Below are 17,377 nucleotides of genomic sequence, written 5' to 3' on the forward strand. Positions count from 1 at the left end.
AAACACGTTTGTAGCGTGAGAAGTGGCCGTCTTCGCATTACGCGGGGGCGGCTATTTCATTCGACCTCCAATGTGGATGCCGAGCTCCACAGCCGCGATTACAAGCAACAACAACGTCAGGACATCGTCAATACTCATAGTCCATCTCCTTCTTGGGTAGAGGGAGCTGGCCCATCTGCTTCAACTTCCATTGTAACTAAACACGAACGAATGTTCTATAGATGTTACTGTATTAGACAGCTAGACAAACATCTAAATATTGAGTATAGTGTGCACTTCATGAGAGATGATGAGAGGAGGTCTTATGCCGGGAGAGGGTTTTAAGGCGCTGGCCGATCCTACACGGCGTCACATTTTGGAACTGCTGCGCGAGGGCAATTGCACGGCCGGGGAGCTTGCCGAGCATTTTGACATCAGCAAGCCGTCGTTGAGCCATCACTTGGCGACGCTCAAAAACGCCGGGTTGGTGACCGACGAACGTCATGGCCAAAACATCGTTTACAGCTTAAACACCACCGTCATGCAGGACTTGATCGGTTGGTTTATGGGCTTTACAAACACGGAAGGTGATAAGGATGAATAACGAAAACAAGGGCATTCACGCCACGGGGGTATCGTCGCGCGTGTGGGCCATGCTTGTTGTGGTCTGCGCTATTAATGTTGTAGCGCACCTCATGGTGATGCCGAGCCTGCCTGCACAGATTCCCACGCACTGGGGCGCGAACGGCGCCGTCGACGGTTGGGGTCCTAGTTGGATGGCCTCCGCGCTCGGCGTGCTGCCTCTGGCGCTTCTCGCAATGTTCTGCATGGTGCCGCGCATCGACCCCAAAGGTGAGGCATATCGAACCTCGGGCAAGTTCTACCAGGGCTTCGTAATCGCCTTCACCTTGTTCATGTGCGCCATAAGCTGGCTGGGAGAGCTTACGGTCTGGGGCGTAGTGCCGGCGGTCGGTTCGGTTAACGTGCTGATTTCCGGTGTTGTCGGTTTGCTGTTCATCGGCGTAGGCAACTACTTGCCGCGTGTGAAGCAGAACTATACGCTCGGTATCAAGACACCCTGGGCGCTTGCCGATCCCGAGAACTGGCGCCGTACGCAGCGTTTTGGCGGCGCCTGCTTTATGGTGCTGGGTATTGGCCTGATTGTGATGGGCGTGGCAGGTAGCGTGCTTTCGAGTGAAGTCGTCGCCGCGGTGATTGCGGCTCTGGCGTTTGGTTCGGTTGGAGCCGTTTACGTCTACTCGTATCTGTTGTGGCGCCAATCGCAGCGAGCCGCTCGTTAAGGTTGCGGAAAACTAGCGTACGCAGTTCATGGTATGTTCCGGGGGACTTTTCCCAGGTAGTATTAGGGGGTGTGGGCAACCATGCCCCTTTTTCGTTACGTTTCAGAGCTGGTTCCCTCATTTCGTTTCCACTAAAGCGAATCAAGAATAGGGAAACAGCAGGTAGAAAGGATAGAACAGGCAAATGGCAGAGTTTATCTACCAGATGTATCAGGCTCGCAAGGCCCATGGCGACAAGGTGATCCTTGACGACGTGACTCTGAGCTTCTACCCCGGTGCCAAGATCGGCGTCGTGGGCCCCAACGGTATGGGCAAGTCGACCCTGCTCAAGATTATGGCCGGCATCGAGGAGGTCTCCAACGGCGATGCCAGGCTCACTCCCGGCTACACCGTGGGCATCCTGCAGCAGGAGCCGCCGCTCGATGACGACAAGACCGTCATCGAGAACGTGCGCATGGCGTTTGGCGACATGATTGCCAAGGTCGATCGCTTCAACAAGATCGGCGAGGAGATGTGCGACCCGGATTGCGACATGGACGCCCTCATGGCCGAGATGGGCAAGCTCCAGGACGAGATCGACGCCGCCGACGGCTGGGATATCGATTCCAAGCTCGGCCAGGCCATGGACGCCCTGCAGCTGCCCGATTCCGACATGCCGGTCAACGTGCTTTCCGGCGGCGAGCGCCGTCGCGTGGCCCTGTGCAAGCTGCTGCTCGAGGCTCCCGACCTGCTGCTGCTCGACGAGCCCACGAACCACCTGGACGCCGAATCGATCCTGTGGCTCGAGCACTTCCTGCACAACTACCAGGGCGCGGTGCTTGCCGTCACGCACGATCGCTACTTCCTGGATAACGTTGCCGAGTGGATCTGCGAGGTAGACCGCGGTCACCTTTATCCCTACAAGGGCAACTACTCCACGTATCTGGAGACCAAGGCCGCCCGTATCGAGGCGCAGGGCAACCGCGACGCCAAGCTCGCCAAGCGCATGGAGGCCGAGCTCGAGTGGGTACGCAGCTCGCCCAAGGCTCGCCAGGCCAAGAACAAGGCCCGTCTGGCTCGTTACGAGGAGATGGAGGCCGAGGCCCGCGCAAGCCAGAAGCTCGACTGGACCGACATCCGCATCCCCGTGGGCCCGCGTCTGGGCAACAAGGTGCTCGAGGCTCATCACCTGCACAAGGAGTTCGATGGCCGTGTGCTCATCGACGACCTATCGTTCACCCTGCCGCGCAACGGTATCGTGGGTGTCATCGGCCCCAACGGTGTGGGCAAAACCACGCTGTTCAAGACCATCGTGGGCCTGGAGCCGCTGACTTCGGGCGAGCTCGAGGTGGGCGAGACCGTCAAGATCTCCTATGTCGATCAGAACCGTTCCGGCATCGACCCCGATAAGAACCTGTGGGAGGTCGTCTCGGATGGCCTGGACCACATGATGGTCGGTGAGACCGAGGTTCCGAGCCGTGCTTATGTGGCGAGCTTTGGCTTTAAAGGCCAGGACCAGCAGAAGCGCGCCGGCGTACTCTCCGGTGGCGAGCGCAACCGTCTGAACTTGGCGCTTACGCTCAAGCAGGGCGGCAACCTGCTGCTTCTCGACGAGCCCACGAATGACCTCGACGTCGAGACGCTGTCCTCGCTCGAAGCGGCGCTGCTCGAGTTCCCGGGCTGCTCGGTGGTCATTAGCCACGACCGTATGTTCCTGGACCGCGTCGCCACGCACATTCTAGCGTGGGAGGGCACCGACGAGAATCCGGGCAACTGGTATTGGTTTGAGGGCAACTTCGAGGCCTATCAGGCCAACCGCATCGAGCGCCTTGGCGAGGACGCAGCCCAGCCGCATCGTATCCACCGTAAGCTGACGCGCGACTAGATCGTTACGCGGTTTTCCAAACCGCGTAACTGCTCGACGCTGCGCGGGTCGCAAGCAGCCCATCTTGCCGTTCAAGCCGTCGCTCGCGTACCGAAGTACGCGTCGCTCCTCTTTCACGGCAACCTGGGGCACTTGCGGCCCGCTCGCTGTTGGTTACGCAACATCAACAAATAAAAACGGCTCAAATCCTGATTTGGATTTGAGTCGTTTGTCGTTACTGCTCGGGTTCTTCGACTTTATCGATGGCCCAGGTGGATCCGAGGCCACCGGTGGTATTGCGGCGGATGCGCACGGCAACCTCGCGGCGCTCGCCGGCCTGCGTGTAGCGCAGGGGGAAGCTTGCGCGGTTTCGCGCGGCCTCGATGGTACCGCGCTCGCGGGCGATCCAGTAGTACTCGCCGACAATGCCGAGGGTATCGGCGCCGTAGGGGAGATAGGTCGACAGCTGGTGCAGAAGCGGGCCGGGGCAGAAGACCTCGGTTGCGAAATCGACGGGGAAGTCCTCGGGGATGGCGGGCGCTACGGGTGCGGGGGTTGGGGCCTCTGCGAGTACCGAAGCCGGTGCCGGTGCGGGAATTTGGTCGCAAGCAGAGGCGGGCACGGATTCGATGACGGGTGCGAACTCCAGCGTCGTCTTCGGCTTGATTGTGGAATCTGCGGGCTTCACGGTGACGGGCGCGTCTGCAGCTTCAGTTTCAACCTCAACCTGCGTCGCGCTCTCATTCTCGACGCTCGACTTTGCCTCGATGGGCGTGGATGCCATGGTGGTGATGCCGGCATTGGCATTCTCGGGGTCATAGACGACCGTGAGCGAGATGGCGGGCTGCGGCGTCTCGGGTTCCGGCGCCGACTCGGTAGCGTCTTGATCTGTGGGCTCGTCGGACTGATCGTCCTCGGCCTCGTCGCCAAAGACATCGCTGTTTTGGAACGCAGACGGCTCGGGTTGGTCAGCGGCTTCTTCGGCTGTCGACTTGGGAGCCTCGTTGAGCTCCGCAGTGGCTTCCTGCTCTGACATGACTTCGGGATCGGTCGTGGCGGCGATTTCGGTTTCGGCTTCTGCCGTTACCTCAATAGCGGCTTCGATCCATGTCTCGGGCTCGGGCTCCGGAGCGACTTCGGCCACGGACTCGGGCTCGGCGCGCTTAACGTGCTTGGGGCGCACGGCCTTGAGGTCCTTCTCACCGCGCTTTTTCTTTTTGTAGGACTGCTTAGCGCCCTTGGCTGCCTTGGGCTTGTCCTCGCCCTTGGCAAGGGCGGCATCCCAGGCATCGTTGGCGATGACGGTGGCATACAGGCGACCGCCCTTAAAGACGGTCAGCTTAATGCAGTCGTCGAGCTCCTCGAGCAGCTCGCGCGTGGACTCGAAGCCCAGGTCATAAGCGGTCATGTCGCCGGCGGCGAGCACCTCCTCGACCTGCGTCATAAACGTTTGCTTGCCGCATCCGATTGCATCGCGCAGCAGGCGATACAGATAGATGCGGTTGCCCAGCGAAAGCGTGGGCCTAACTATTGTCTTGCTCATGGCAAATCTCCTCTTTACACACCAAAGCATCTTACCATCGTGCGGGGCTTGCTACCTCGGCGCCCAAGGCAAACGGGCGCGACCGTTTGCCGGTTCGCGCCCGTTATGCTGGTCGGTTATCTATGAGAGGCAAACGTGCATGAGAGGCAAACGTGCTTAGTTGCCCGATACCGTGCCTTGGCTCGAGCTGTCAGATGCCGTGCCGGACGCGGTGCCGCTCGAGCTGTTCGAGCTGTTGGTGTTGCTGCTGTCGGTAGATCCCGTGCCCGATGTATTGCCGCTCGCCTGGTCGCCCGTGCTCGACTGAGAGCCATCAGTCGTTTGGCTTGAGTCGGTCGTGCCGGATTGCGTGCCGCTGCTGTTCGTAGAGGAATCGGTGTCCTGCGACTGATCAGGGGTGTTCGAGGACGAGTCGGTGGATGAGGAGGTGCCCTGCGAGTCGTCCTGCTGGCTTTGCGATTGACCGGAGCTATCCGCGTCGCTCTCGATCGTGCGCGACGAAAGGATTGGCTCGGGACGCTCGCCCAGACCCTCACCGGCAGTGGTGATAAGGATGGCGCCAGCGCAGGCGATGACTGCGACGATGGCGATGGCGATCGAGAAGACGATGACCCTCTTTTGCGTCTGACTGCGCTCTGCCGCCGCCTTGGCGCGCAGGCTGTCGGGAGCAACGCGCGCCGTGGTCGCGCGCCCCGCAATCTGGCGCATCTCCTGCGTAGTCGCGGCGCCGCCCAGGTGCTCCTCGGCATTAAACTCAACGGGCTCGTAGGCGCCGGCAGGGTAGTCGACAGCGGCATGCGTGCCCTTGATTGCTTCGGCGCTGGCAGAGATAAAGTGGCGGTAGACCTGCGAGGACACAACGGTGATGACCGAGCTCACGGCGGCGCCAATTACTGAACCAGCGATACCAATCTTGGAAGCAAGCGCGACGCTCGTGGCGGCAGCTGCGGCGCCGGCGATGATCTGGGGAATGGAAATGTCGTCGAACAGGCCCTTTTTGGGCGCGATGGCCATAGTCTGTCCGATGGAATGGTTTTCGTGAACGCCGTTGTTGAGCGATGCCGGCGTCATGACGCGCGTGCGCGGTGCGTCGGTGTACTTGGTTGTCATACGGGGTCCTCCCGGTGTAAATCTGCTTCGTTTCATGTAGCCATCAGGGTACCCACCAGATGTGAATCGTACGTGACATTTAACAGATACCATCAACTCATCAAGGGGGGGCTTGCTGTCTTTGGTGCAATAGCTTGATGCTAAACTGGATTTACGATTGTGAGGTGGTTTACGTGATGTACCCGTATATGACATTCGAAGACGGTACCGAGGTCGTTCATTCTGACCTGATAACAGATGGGGATATCGAAAAGGTTATCGCGCATTTTGAACGACCGACGGCAGAGGGCTTCGACTCCGCTCGTTGTGAGTTGCCTTCCTGTTCGTGGACTGACTGGGAAGGGCATTTTACTCAGAGTGAAAAACGAGCTTTCGAAGAGTGTTTGAGCAAATCATTTAGATTAGTTCGAGTTTAGTTCGAATATAGAAGTCGAATGCGATGACCTAAAGCGTATGCATTTTTAGTATTAGATGCGTATGAAATGGAGGATGTGAATGGATGAGCTAATAGACTTTAAAAAACGATTTCTCAAGAATGGCGAGCTGGTTTCAATTCCAAAAAAGGAAAGCTATAAAAGAATCATGCTGCTATGGACCGTCTCTTTCTTTGAATTAAATACAAGTTATACGGAGCTTCAGGTTAATCGTGTGCTGTCACAGCTCTATCCTGATTATGCCGTGTTGAGGCGGTACTTGGTTGATTATGGATTCCTATTAAGGGATGAGCGAGGCCTGAAATACGAGGTTAATCGTGATGTTCACGGTATTGAGAGCTAGCCGTCCGGTTCGGGTCCTATATATTGCTAGAGGGATAAGCGAAATAGGCAATTGGTGTGCGAATATTGCTTTGCCAATGCTGATTTACGAGGTAACTCACGATGTTTCTGCAACTGCTTTGATGGTCTGCTGCAGATTTGCCCCCTCTCTGTTTTCAGTTGCGCTCGCGCAGCTGCCTCAGAAGATGGGTATCGGGACACTGCAGGCCGTGAGATTGGCAGACTTAATTCGCGCGGGATTATTCGTTTGCTATATTTTTGTTGATAGTAAATGGAGTATGTTTGCTATTACGTGCGCGGTATCGCTTTGCCGAACGGTTGAAATGCCCTGCTTTTACTCGTTGTTAAGAGCCAATACGAATAGTATCAATCGCGACGTAATTAATAATTCGTTTGGGTTTCTGCAGAATTTGATGATGGTTCTGGGGCCAGTTGCCGGCGGTTTTGTTGTCGCTCAATTTGGGGCGGAGGCTGTTCTTGCATTAGACGCGCTTTCTTTTGCCGCGTCGTTCTGGTTGCTGCGAGATGTTCCGTCGGTTATCGAGGTTAATGATAAAGAGGGGATAAGCAAAAATGAAAAAAACAGGACTGCATTTAGTGATCTTAGCGCGAAGCACTTGGCAATTGGTTTCCTATTAATCGATATTTCTAGTGGCGTGGCATTCGGCTCTCTGAATTCTCTTTTGCCAGCTATTGCGCAATTGCAATTTGACTCGTCATCGATACAATACGGATTCCTTCAGAGTAGTCTTACAATCGGACTGTTGTTCGGAAATACAATATATGGTCGTTTAATTAGTGGTTCCGATTGCGTTAAATCATATTGTTTTGTGACGTATCTTGCGCTCGGTGCGTATCTGGCGTTTGGCTATCGCTATGCGTCTGGGATATCGTTTATTTTCCTTTTTATCGTCGGTGCCGGAAACGCCATTCAAGATGTGCTTCTCATAACATCGCTGCAGGATTTGGCGAGAGACGAATCTGAATCGATAAGCCTGTTTTCAATTAGGGAGTCTTTGCAATCGGTTGCTGTTGTTATTTCAACACTCCTTGTTTCGCTGTTCACGAGCATCGCGATGTTCTCAATTCTCGTTACAGGACTTGGTGTATTTTCAATTATGATGGTAGTTGTGTTTCAATTGAATTATTTGCGAAAGATGTGACGTTGATATGCCTAAAACGCTTTTAGTATTTCCCCAGGATGGAGTCCAGTGGGGCCGTATCTTGCCTTGCCTGTTTTGAAGTCATATCTTCAAGAGGTTGAACAATATAAAGTTGACATCGTTGACTTAAACGTGGAATTTTACGATGACCTCCTATCTTTTAGACATGTCGAAGAGTGCTGTAAAAGGTATCGGGAATCAAAGGATTCGTTTAGTTCGAATGTTCAATTAACAATCGAGTTGATACAAAAGTCAGCACTTAATGTTGACGAGGCAAAAGATATTTTCAGATCGAAGAGATACTTTAATCTAAAAGAAAGACAATATGCTGAAAACATTTTTAGAAATGCACTCTATATCATAAATCACGTCTCATATGGAGTTAAATACACGTTCAACTCCATAGATCTGCCCTATGATTATTATTCGACACCAGAAATAATGAAATCGCTTGCGGATACCTTGCATAATCCGTTTATTTCCTTCTATGAAACTGCCTTTCTTAAGCGTATTCAGAGGGAAAAAATCGAGTTTATTGGGATTTCGGTGAGCGGCTGTTTCCAATTGATTTCTGCAGTTACGTTAGCGAAACTGATTAAAGAAGAATGTCCATCTGTTAAACACGTCTCATTGGGCGGCAATTACATTACTCGTTTAGCAGATGACTGCATGAAAGAATGGCATCCCTTTTTTGAATACATTGATTCGATAATGATGTATGACGGCGAAGAGCCGCTTGCACGTCTTCTTGAGGCTCTTGACTCTGGTGATGACAATCTCGACTGTGTTCCAAACCTTTGCCATGCTAAAGGTGGAAAGATATATAAAAACCATCGGATTGAGCAAACATTTATCAACGATACAGTTCCCGATTTCGATGGCTTCGCCCTTTCTAAATACTTCATGCCTGAGTTAATATTGCCGGTTTATTCTTCTAGGCAGTGTTTTAATCATTGCGCCTTCTGCACCATTCCCGGTGCTACCGGTGGTTGTTACCGAAAGATGCCTATATCGAGAGTATTTGAAATAATGTGTCGGTTAAATGAAAAATACGGCACGAGAGTTTTCTCTTTTGTGGATGAAACATTCGAAGGCAAAAGAATGGAGCAACTCGCGGATGAAATAAACGCATCGGGAAAAACGTTTTTCTGGCATGGAGAAACGAGGTTCTCTCCAACCCTAAGTACAGACGTTTTCAACAAGATATACCAAAGTGGATGTAGGCAGATTCAGTTTGGCCTCGAGTCATACAACCAAAGAGTTCTTGATCTAATGAAGAAGAACACGAGAGTTGATTGGATTGATCGCAATATCCATGATTGTCTCAATGCGGGTATTCCTGTTCATCTATTCTTTATGATTGGCTTTCCGACCGAAACTAAAGAAGAGGCTCTGAACACCTTAGCTTATACAGAGAATGTTTTGAATTATTCAAAACAGGTATGTGGTGTTCCATATTCCACGAGAGGATTTACGAATTTTGGTCTCGTTATGGGGTCGGATGTTTGGAATCATCCCGATAAGTATGGTGTCTCTGTAATGCCGAAGTCCCAATATGAGGATTTGCGCCTCGAAGTGGATTATGTTTCAGGCACTGGTTTAACTTTAAATGAAGCAAAATCCTTATCTGATGAGCATCATATTGATTTTTATATGCAAGAAGTCATAAACGGTAGCGACACAATTGACTTGCCCCAGCGGCTTCATATTTCAGAGGTGACCTGGATCCTAGATTCTATTCACGCTGTCAGGTATAAGGGACATTTGACCAAAGTAAAGCGACGGCTGACCAGTCTAAATCCAGCTGATCGAATCTGGCTGGATTCCAAGACCTCTGTCGTGCTCGTTGAGCCATTTGCCTACTTCTATAATTCTGAATACCATCATGTCTATGCTGTTTCCCAGTTGGTATACCTTAAGTTGGCCCGTTTATTGGAGGCCGATTGTAGCATTTCTCTTATCCTTGATCAGGGCGATCTCGAGCTGACAAGGGCGATAGAAGAACTGTTGCATTATGGATTGCTGAATACAAATATCGATGCCGATTATGTAATGCACGATAATGGTTTTCAATTGGTTAAAAGTTCGTTTGTGAAAGAAGTCGGACGCTCAAAAGAGGGGTTAAGAGTACTGCTGAGTTGTGCCACCCATAGAATGTGTGCGGTTAATGATTTTTCGTTCGCTTTGCTTTCGTTGTTTGAAAAGCCGATTACTAAGAACGAGGTGCGCGACATTTTGAAAAAAGAGGGACTATCGGCAAGCGAGGAGCAATTAAACAAGTTGGTTGATAATTGCATGAAAGCAGATATACTACAATTGATTAGATAGAGGAGGTTTCTGCATGGACGTTATTAACAAAGATCTCTTGGAGCAACTGAAAGAGTTTCAGGAAGAGGGCGTCGTGGTAGAAGTGTTCGACTTTGAGGACTACATGGATAAATTCTGCCATTAGTTTCGGAATTTACTCGCCTCGCTTAAAGGAGAAGTCGATTATCGATTTCTCCTTTTTTAATTAAAGATATTTTTGAAATACATGCTCTTAGCACAGGTTGGCCTCTCAGTAAACTGGGGGGTTGCTTTGGCTAGTTAGAGATATGTGAACGTCCGTTAGACTGAATCTCAGGGTAGAAGGGGCCTCCAGTGTCCAGATCAACAAGGCAATGCTGCGTTTCGGCTAATAAGAACGATGGCTTTTTGCGTGTGGCGGCGGCTTCGCCGCGGATTCGCGTGGCCGATGTCGAGGGCAATGCCGAGGTTGCACTGGCGGCTGTTCGCGAGGCTGCCGAGCGCGGCGTTCGCGCGCTGGTGCTGCCCGAGCTCAACTTGTGCGGCTATACCGCGGCCGATCTGTTCCATAACCGCACATTACTGCATGCCTGCGAGGCTGCTTTGGTGCATATCCTCGATGAGACTCGTGAGCTGCCGATTGTCTTTACCATCGGTCTTCCCGTTGCAGTTGCCGAGAATATCTACAACTGCGCCGCCGTGTGCTGCGCGGGCGAGCTTTTGGGTCTTACGGCCAAGAAGTATCTGCCCAACTATGGCGAGTTCTACGAGCGCCGCTGGTTTGCTCCGGCGCCCGCAGATCCTGTGTGGGTCGAGTTTGCCGGTCAGGGTCCGGTTCCGCTGGGTTCGGGGCTTGTCTACCGTTGCTGTGATGAGGGTGCTGAAGACCTGGTGCTGGGCGTTGAGGTCTGCGAGGATCTGTGGGTGCCGGCGCCCCCTTCGACCGAGATGGCGCTTGCCGGTGCGACGGTGATTCTCAACCCGTCGGCCTCGGACGAGATTATCGGCAAGGCAGACTATCGCCGCAGCCTCATCTCCAATCAGAGTGCGCGCCTGTACTGCGCCTATGCCTATGCAGATGCGAGCGAGGGCGAGTCCACGACCGACATGGTCTTTGCGGGGGAGAACCTCGTCTACGAAAACGGCTCCAAGCTCGCCGCGACCAAACTGCTTACCTGCGATATGGCCATCGCCGATGTTGACCTCGACCGTCTGGTTGCCGAGCGCCGTCGCTCGACGACGTGGACGCGTACCGACGATGCGCCGGAGGCCACGACCGTTGAATTTTCGTTTGAGGGCGTGCTGGCCGAAGAGCCTGTCCTGCGCGATGCGTTCGACATCGACCGCGTCTTCCCCCGCGCGCCCTTTGTGCCGGCCGACCATGGCGACCTGGCCGAGCGTTGCGAGACCATCCTCAATCTGCAGACTGCGGGCCTCAAGACTCGCCTTGCCCACACAGGTACCAAGGCTGCGGTCATCGGCCTTTCGGGTGGCTTGGACTCCACGCTGGCACTGTTTGTGACCGTGCGTGCCTTCGATGCGCTGGGGCTGCCGCGCACCGGTATCACAGCCGTGTCCATGCCTGGCTTTGGCACGACGCATCGCACCAAGTCCAATGCCGAGTCGCTTGCCCGCGACCTGGGCGTGAGCTTCCGCGAGGTTTCGATCCACGCGGCTGTGGAGCAGCACTTCAAGGACATTGAGCACGACCCGGCAGTTCAGGACGTGACCTACGAGAACAGCCAAGCCCGCGAGCGCACGCAGATTTTGATGGACTTGGCCAACCAGGCTGGCGGTTTTGTCATCGGCACGGGCGACCTGTCGGAGCTGGCGCTCGGCTGGGCTACCTATAACGGCGACCACATGAGCATGTACGCCGTCAACGCGAGCGTGCCCAAGACGCTCGTGCGTCATCTGGTGCGCTATGCCGCCGATGTCTTTGGCGGGCGTATTGCCGAGGTCTTGCTCGACATCCTCGATACGCCGGTATCTCCCGAGCTTCTGCCGCCCACGGGCGACGGCGAGATTGCGCAGAAGACCGAGGATTTGGTGGGCCCGTACGAGCTGCACGACTACTTCCTCTACTACCTGCTGCGTTTTGGCTTTGAGCCGGGCAAGATCTACCGCATGGCGCTCAAGAGCTTCGAGGGCGTCTACGACGCCAAGACCGTCCACACGTGGCTACGTACGTTCTACCGTCGCTTCTTTGCCCAGCAGTTTAAGCGCAGCTGCCTGCCCGATGGTCCCAAGGTGGGCTCGGTGACGCTCAGCCCGCGCGGCGATTGGCGTATGCCGAGTGACGCCAGCTCGCGTTTGTGGCTTGCGCAGATCGACGCGCTCAATCCAATTGACTGAGGTTGGCCAAATTGAACCAATGCGGGGGTTGCAAGCGTTACACTTTTGCAATCTGATGGCCCGTATCGCGCGGCGCTCTTGTCGGAGCGCCGCGTTTTTTATATCGAAAGGTGGCACCATGCAGGCATCGCAGCGTCTCGACCGCTTTGGCGCGGAGGTCTTCGCCTCGCTCAACAACAAACTGCTCGCGCTGAAGGCTCAGGGCAAGACCATTTACAACATGAGCGTGGGCACGCCCGACTTTAAGCCGTACAATCACGTGGTCGAGGCACTCACGCAAGCAGCCCAAGATCCCGAGATGTGGAAGTATGCCCTGCGCGACCTGCCCGAGCTCAAGCAGGCTGTGTGCGATTACTATGAGCGCCGCTTTGGCGTTTCGGGCATTACGCCGTCCATGGTGCAGTCGTGCAACGGCACGCAGGAAGGCGTGGGCCATTTGGGTCTGGCCCTGCTCGACCCGGGTGACACCATCCTGGTGCCCGATCCGTGCTACCCGGTCTTTGAGGCGGGTGCCAAGATCGCCGATGCCAAGCTCGAGTACTATCCGCTGATTGCCGAGCACAATTACCTGCCCTATGTGGCGGGTATCGATCCCGAGGTTGCCGATCGTGCCAAGTATATGATCGTGTCGCTGCCCGCCAACCCGGTGGGCTCGGTGGGCACGCCCGAGGTCTACGAGGAGATCATCGCTTTCGCCCGCGAGCACGACCTGCTCATCGTCCATGACAACGCGTACTCCGACATCGTGTTCGACGGCGAGCCGGGTGGCAGCTTCTTGCAGTATCCCGGTGCGCTCGAGGTGGGTGTGGAGTTCTTCTCGCTTTCCAAGTCGTTTAACGTCACCGGTGCCCGCATTGGCTTTTTGGTCGGTCGCGAGGACGTGGTCTCGGCCTTTGCCAAGCTGCGCAGCCAGATTGACTTCGGTATGTTCCTCCCGATCCAGAAGGCTGCTATCGCGTGCCTTAATGGCCCGCGCGATGAGGTCGAGGCACAGCGTCTGAAGTACCAGGAGCGCCGCGATGTCCTGTGCGACGGTCTTGAGGGCCTGGGCTGGGAGCGTCCCAACGCGCATGGCTCTATGTTTGTGTGGGCCAAGCTCCCCGGTGGCCGCACCGATTCGATGGCGTTTTGCGAGGAGCTCATGGAGAAGGCCGGCGTTGTGGTGACGCCGGGCGCGAGCTTTGGTCCTTCGGGCGAGGGACACGTGCGCATGGCGCTGGTCTTGCCGCCCGACCAGATCGCTTTGGCTGTCGAGGCCATTCGCGAGGCGGGCCTGTATTAGAAAGCTATTTCGCCTCGTCAATATATCGAAACCGATTTCGTGCAGTTATTTTACGAATTCTGCAAACAATTTCGGTAAACGGTCGATTTTTGGCTGCGAATAGGAGCATAATCAAAGTCCCGATTGGATGTATTGGGATTACGACAAGCCGCTCGGGTCGTTCCCGGGCGGCTTGTTTGTGGAGTGAGATGGGAGTTTCTAATGGTTAACGAGAAGAAGGTCGCTATTGTCGGCTGCGGTTTCGTCGGTTCGTCTTCGGCGTTCGCGCTGATGCAGAGCGGTCTGTTCTCCGAAATGGTCCTCATCGACGTGGACAAGAACCGCGCCGAGGGTGAGGCCCTGGATATCGCGCACGGCATGACGTTTGCCGAGCCGATGAAGATCTACGCCGGCGATTATTCCGATGTCGCCGACGCCGCCATGATCGTCGTCACCGCTGGCGCTGCCCAGAAGCCCGGTGAGACCCGCCTGGACCTGGTCAACAAGAACGTCAACATCTTTAAGTCCATTATCCCCGAGATTAAGAAGTCCGGCTTCGACGGCATTCTGCTAATCGTCTCCAACCCGGTTGATGTTCTGACCTATGCTGCCATCAAGATGTCTGGCCTGCCCGAGGGCCATGTCATCGGCTCCGGCACCGTGCTCGACACTGGCCGTCTGCAGCAGATGCTTGGTGCCCACGTCGAGGTTGACCCGCGCGATGTCCAGGCCTATGTCATGGGCGAGCACGGCGACTCCGAGTTTGTCGCTTGGTCCAGCGCTCAGGTTGCTGGCGTTCCGCTGAACACCTTCTGCGAGCTTCACGGCCACCTGGAGCATGAGACCGCCGAGAAGCGCATCGCCGAGGACGTCAAGAACTCCGCCTACACCATCATCGAGAAGAAGCACGCCACCTACTATGGCGTCGCCATGGCCGTCAAGCGCATCTGCACCGCCGTTATGCGCGACGAGCAGACCGTTCTGCCTGTCTCCTCGCTCATGGTGGGCGAGTATGGCCTGTCCGATCTTGCCATCTCCATGCCGACCGTCGTTGGCCGCGACGGCGTTGTTTGCCGCGTCCCCGTGCCGCTGAACGACGACGAGCAGCATGAGCTCACCGTCTCCGCCAAGGCTCTCAAGGACATCATCGACAGCGTCGACTTCTCCTGCTAAATCAAGCTCTTTTGGGCAACAGGCTACAATGAAAGGCGTCCGGGCCACACGGTCCGGGCGTCTTTTTGGTGCGAGGGGGTCAGGTTACTTTGCACCACCCCAATGCACCATAGTTGATGGGAGGGCCATGTCGGATTCGCCTAATTTTTTGACCTATGCCCAGACGGCGTTTGATCCGTTTGAGGAACGGCCGTTCTGCGCGGTGGATAGCCTGGTCTTTGCGTGGTTGTCCTATTTGCGTTTGCCGGGTGATATGGCGGAGCTGACGAACTGGCAGGGCCTAGACGTACGCGAGCTGCTGCGCGCCGAGTGCTACCAAGACATGATTGTCGACCTGTGGGATCCGGAGGGGAGCCGTGCCCTGTTGGAGGCTGTGGCAGCAAGCCCTCGCTACCGTGGCGTTCGTGTTTGCGGCTATCGTAGCGTGAGTGATGCCGAGACAACGGAGCAGTTTGCGGCCATGACGTTCCGATTTCCGGCGGGGTTTAGCTATCTTGCCTTCCGGGGGACCGACAGCACGATTGTGGGCTGGAAAGAGGACTTTAACATGGCGTTCCGGTGTCCTGTGCCGGCCCAGGAATCCGCGGCGCGTTATGTAGACGAGGCGGCGGATGCGATTGACGGGCCGCTTTTGTGCGGAGGTCATTCCAAGGGTGGAAACCTTGCGGTGTACGGTGCGGCGATGTGCCCCGATGTCGCCCGTGAGCGAATCGAACGGGCGTATTCCCATGATGGTCCGGGCTTCGTCGAGGAGTTTCTGAGCGGCAACGCCTTCGCCGATCTATCCGGTCGAATCGACAAGACGCTACCTCGGTCGTCGATCTTTGGCATGATGTTCGAGACACAGGAGGACTATGCCATCGTTGAGAGCACCGAGTTTAGCCTGCTGCAGCACAATCCCTTTAGCTGGGTGGTTGATGGTCGCGACTTCGTGTACTGTGAGCGCCTGTCCGCCGGTGCTCGATACGTTGATGGCTCCATTCGCGAGATGCTGCTTGCAGTTTCGCCTAGCGAACGCGAGCGTTTTGTAGATGCGTTGTTCTCCGTGTTTGAGGCTACGGGTGCTGAGCGGTTTGCGGATATCGCTGGGAATCTGCGCGAGAGCCTGCCCGTGATGCTCCAGGCTGCGCAAGGGTTTGACAAGGATACGCGACGCTTTGTCTCGCAGACCATCGTGGCAATCCTTAAATGCGCACTGCTGCCCAAACGACCCCAGATCGACATGCCCGCCGCCGGCAAGAGTTTGGCAGAACAGCTCGAGGCTTGGCAGTCCGAGCTCCTGCGCTAGCCATTGGTGCAAAGCAACCTGTCCCCGATGCACCAATCTTCGATGCGCCTGGGGCGGGCTCGACCGCTATACTGGTTCGTGCCAAAATCGATCTAGAACGGAATGCCGTATATGAAAATCAATCACGCGATTCTGCATATCCTGGACTTTGACTCTGCCGTCAACGTTATGAGCCAGCGCGAGCTCGATACCGAAAGCCGTACCGTGCGCAATTTCGTAACCACGCATCTGCGCCGTGCACGCACCTCGGCCGACAATAAACGCGCCACGTTTGCCGAGAACTCTGCGTTTGGCGGCGAGCTCAAGGGCTATTTCTTTGGCGAGCGCGAGTTCGTGGACCTGTCTCAGCAGGTTGCGGAGTTTATCTCTTCCGAGCTCACCAAAGCCGAGAAAGCTGAGTCCACCGACGTGCTGGTGGCCGATTTTGACGACGATGAGGATGCCCGCTGGTTTGCCGTTATGCTGCTGGGCTCCAAGCAGGCTTTTATGCACGAGGTGGGCCGCGAGGAGGGGGAGGTTCGCAACGACATCGCGCGCCACTACGCTATTCTGCCAAACCCCTCGCAAAAGGTGCCAAGCTATGCCATCGTGCGCGCGAGCACCATGGAGATCGGTTACGTGGACAAGAAGCGCAAGATTGCCGGCGAGGACCGTATGCTTATCCCCGACGGCCTGCTGCAGTGCGACACGGGCGTGTCGGGCAAGGAGGTCATCGACACCGTGACGCGCGTGGTCGAGGAAGTCGCCGAGGAGCACGGTGCCAACACGGCTGTAGCGCTCGCTAAGGTTAAGGCTGCCGTTGCCGAGAAGGTTGAGGATGACGAAGAGCTGCCGCCTTGGGATATCGTCGATGAGGTCTTTGAGGACGAGCCGGTCATCAAGGAAAGCGTGCGCGCGGCACTGACCGAGGAAAAGGTTCCTGAGCGCGTTCCCGTGGAGCGCAAGCAGGTCGAGCGCGCGGCGGTGCGCAATCATAAGATTCGTACCGATACGGGCATCGAGATCAGCTTCCCGGCCGAGATGGGTTCGAACTCCGAGTACATCGAGTTCGTCAACGAGCCCAACGGCCTCATCTCCATCGAGCTCAAAAATATCGGTAGCATCGAGAATCGATAAGTTGCGTTGCGCCTACAGCGAGAAAGCAAAGGCCGAAGCCCTTCGGGACTTCGGCCTTTTTTGTTTTCGGCTTGGTTGCTGACATTGCGCCGCAGGTTGGGCATACGTCAGACACTATGACCCAATCCAGGGGCACGGAAACGACAGGAGCCCCCGCTCGTGACCGCGGGTCGGGGCTGCGAC

General features: G+C 55.5%; 13 protein-coding genes. 11 read left to right on the forward strand and 2 right to left on the reverse strand.

Annotated features, from left to right (window positions below):
* Nucleotides 1-304: 304 nt before the first annotated feature.
* From PMX21_RS07345 to ettA, 3 genes are all read left to right on the forward strand, one after another.
* The gene (locus tag PMX21_RS07345) at nt 305-583 is read left to right on the forward strand and encodes an autorepressor SdpR family transcription factor (RefSeq protein ID WP_117794490.1); all 279 of its coding nucleotides are present in this window, start codon (nt 305-307) and stop codon (nt 581-583) included.
* Nucleotides 576-1,280 carry an SdpI family protein gene (locus PMX21_RS07350; RefSeq protein WP_271758937.1) on the forward strand — a complete coding sequence of 235 codons (705 nt, stop codon included), beginning with the start codon at nt 576-578 and terminating at the stop codon, nt 1,278-1,280. The genes PMX21_RS07345 and PMX21_RS07350 overlap by 8 nt, the downstream gene beginning before the upstream one ends.
* 184 nt (nt 1,281-1,464) lie before the next feature.
* Nucleotides 1,465-3,144 carry an energy-dependent translational throttle protein EttA gene (ettA, locus tag PMX21_RS07355; protein ID WP_055251458.1) on the forward strand — a complete coding sequence of 560 codons (1,680 nt, stop codon included), beginning with the start codon at nt 1,465-1,467 and terminating at the stop codon, nt 3,142-3,144.
* A 214-nt stretch (nt 3,145-3,358) separates the two neighbouring features.
* Here ettA and PMX21_RS07360 read toward each other — a convergent pair whose 3' ends face one another.
* Together PMX21_RS07360 and PMX21_RS07365 are read right to left on the reverse strand one after the other, a co-directional pair.
* On the reverse strand, nt 3,359-4,666 hold the full coding sequence (locus tag PMX21_RS07360; protein WP_271758939.1) for a hypothetical protein: 1,308 nt from the start codon (nt 4,664-4,666) through the stop codon (nt 3,359-3,361).
* 156 nt (nt 4,667-4,822) lie between these two features.
* Entirely contained in the window at nt 4,823-5,776 is a 954-nt protein-coding gene (locus PMX21_RS07365; RefSeq protein ID WP_271758942.1) for a hypothetical protein, read from the reverse strand.
* A gap of 495 nt (nt 5,777-6,271) precedes the next feature.
* On the opposite strand from PMX21_RS07365, the gene PMX21_RS07370 reads away from it, so the two are divergent.
* The 8 genes from PMX21_RS07370 to PMX21_RS07405 all read left to right on the forward strand — a co-directional run bounded on the left by PMX21_RS07370 (nt 6,272) and on the right by PMX21_RS07405 (nt 17,194).
* A complete protein-coding gene (locus tag PMX21_RS07370; RefSeq protein WP_138374643.1) occupies nt 6,272-6,553 on the forward strand; it encodes a DUF2087 domain-containing protein in 282 nt (93 codons plus the stop codon).
* Entirely contained in the window at nt 6,531-7,715 is a 1,185-nt protein-coding gene (locus tag PMX21_RS07375; RefSeq protein WP_271758944.1) for an MFS transporter, read from the forward strand. Before PMX21_RS07370 ends, PMX21_RS07375 begins: the two co-directional genes overlap by 23 nt.
* Nucleotides 7,716-7,763: 48 nt before the next feature.
* Nucleotides 7,764-10,043 (forward strand): B12-binding domain-containing radical SAM protein, encoded by a 2,280-nt coding sequence (locus PMX21_RS07380; RefSeq protein ID WP_138374641.1) that lies wholly within the window; start codon nt 7,764-7,766, stop codon nt 10,041-10,043.
* A gap of 312 nt (nt 10,044-10,355) precedes the next feature.
* Nucleotides 10,356-12,356, forward strand: coding sequence for an NAD(+) synthase (locus PMX21_RS07385; protein WP_271758946.1), 2,001 nt, complete (start codon nt 10,356-10,358; stop codon nt 12,354-12,356).
* A gap of 118 nt (nt 12,357-12,474) precedes the next feature.
* Nucleotides 12,475-13,638 (forward strand): pyridoxal phosphate-dependent aminotransferase, encoded by a 1,164-nt coding sequence (locus PMX21_RS07390; RefSeq protein ID WP_217749965.1) that lies wholly within the window; start codon nt 12,475-12,477, stop codon nt 13,636-13,638.
* A gap of 201 nt (nt 13,639-13,839) precedes the next feature.
* Nucleotides 13,840-14,790, forward strand: coding sequence for an L-lactate dehydrogenase (locus PMX21_RS07395; RefSeq protein ID WP_271758949.1), 951 nt, complete (start codon nt 13,840-13,842; stop codon nt 14,788-14,790).
* A gap of 127 nt (nt 14,791-14,917) precedes the next feature.
* Nucleotides 14,918-16,078, forward strand: a complete 1,161-nt coding sequence (locus tag PMX21_RS07400; RefSeq protein WP_271758951.1) for a DUF2974 domain-containing protein — start codon at nt 14,918-14,920, stop codon at nt 16,076-16,078.
* 111 nt (nt 16,079-16,189) lie between these two features.
* On the forward strand, nt 16,190-17,194 hold the full coding sequence (locus PMX21_RS07405) for a nucleoid-associated protein (RefSeq protein WP_271758952.1): 1,005 nt from the start codon (nt 16,190-16,192) through the stop codon (nt 17,192-17,194).
* Nucleotides 17,195-17,377 lie beyond the last annotated feature (183 nt).

It is taken from the genome of Collinsella aerofaciens (genome assembly GCF_028209885.1).
GTDB classification, from domain to species: domain Bacteria; phylum Actinomycetota; class Coriobacteriia; order Coriobacteriales; family Coriobacteriaceae; genus Collinsella; species Collinsella aerofaciens_BA.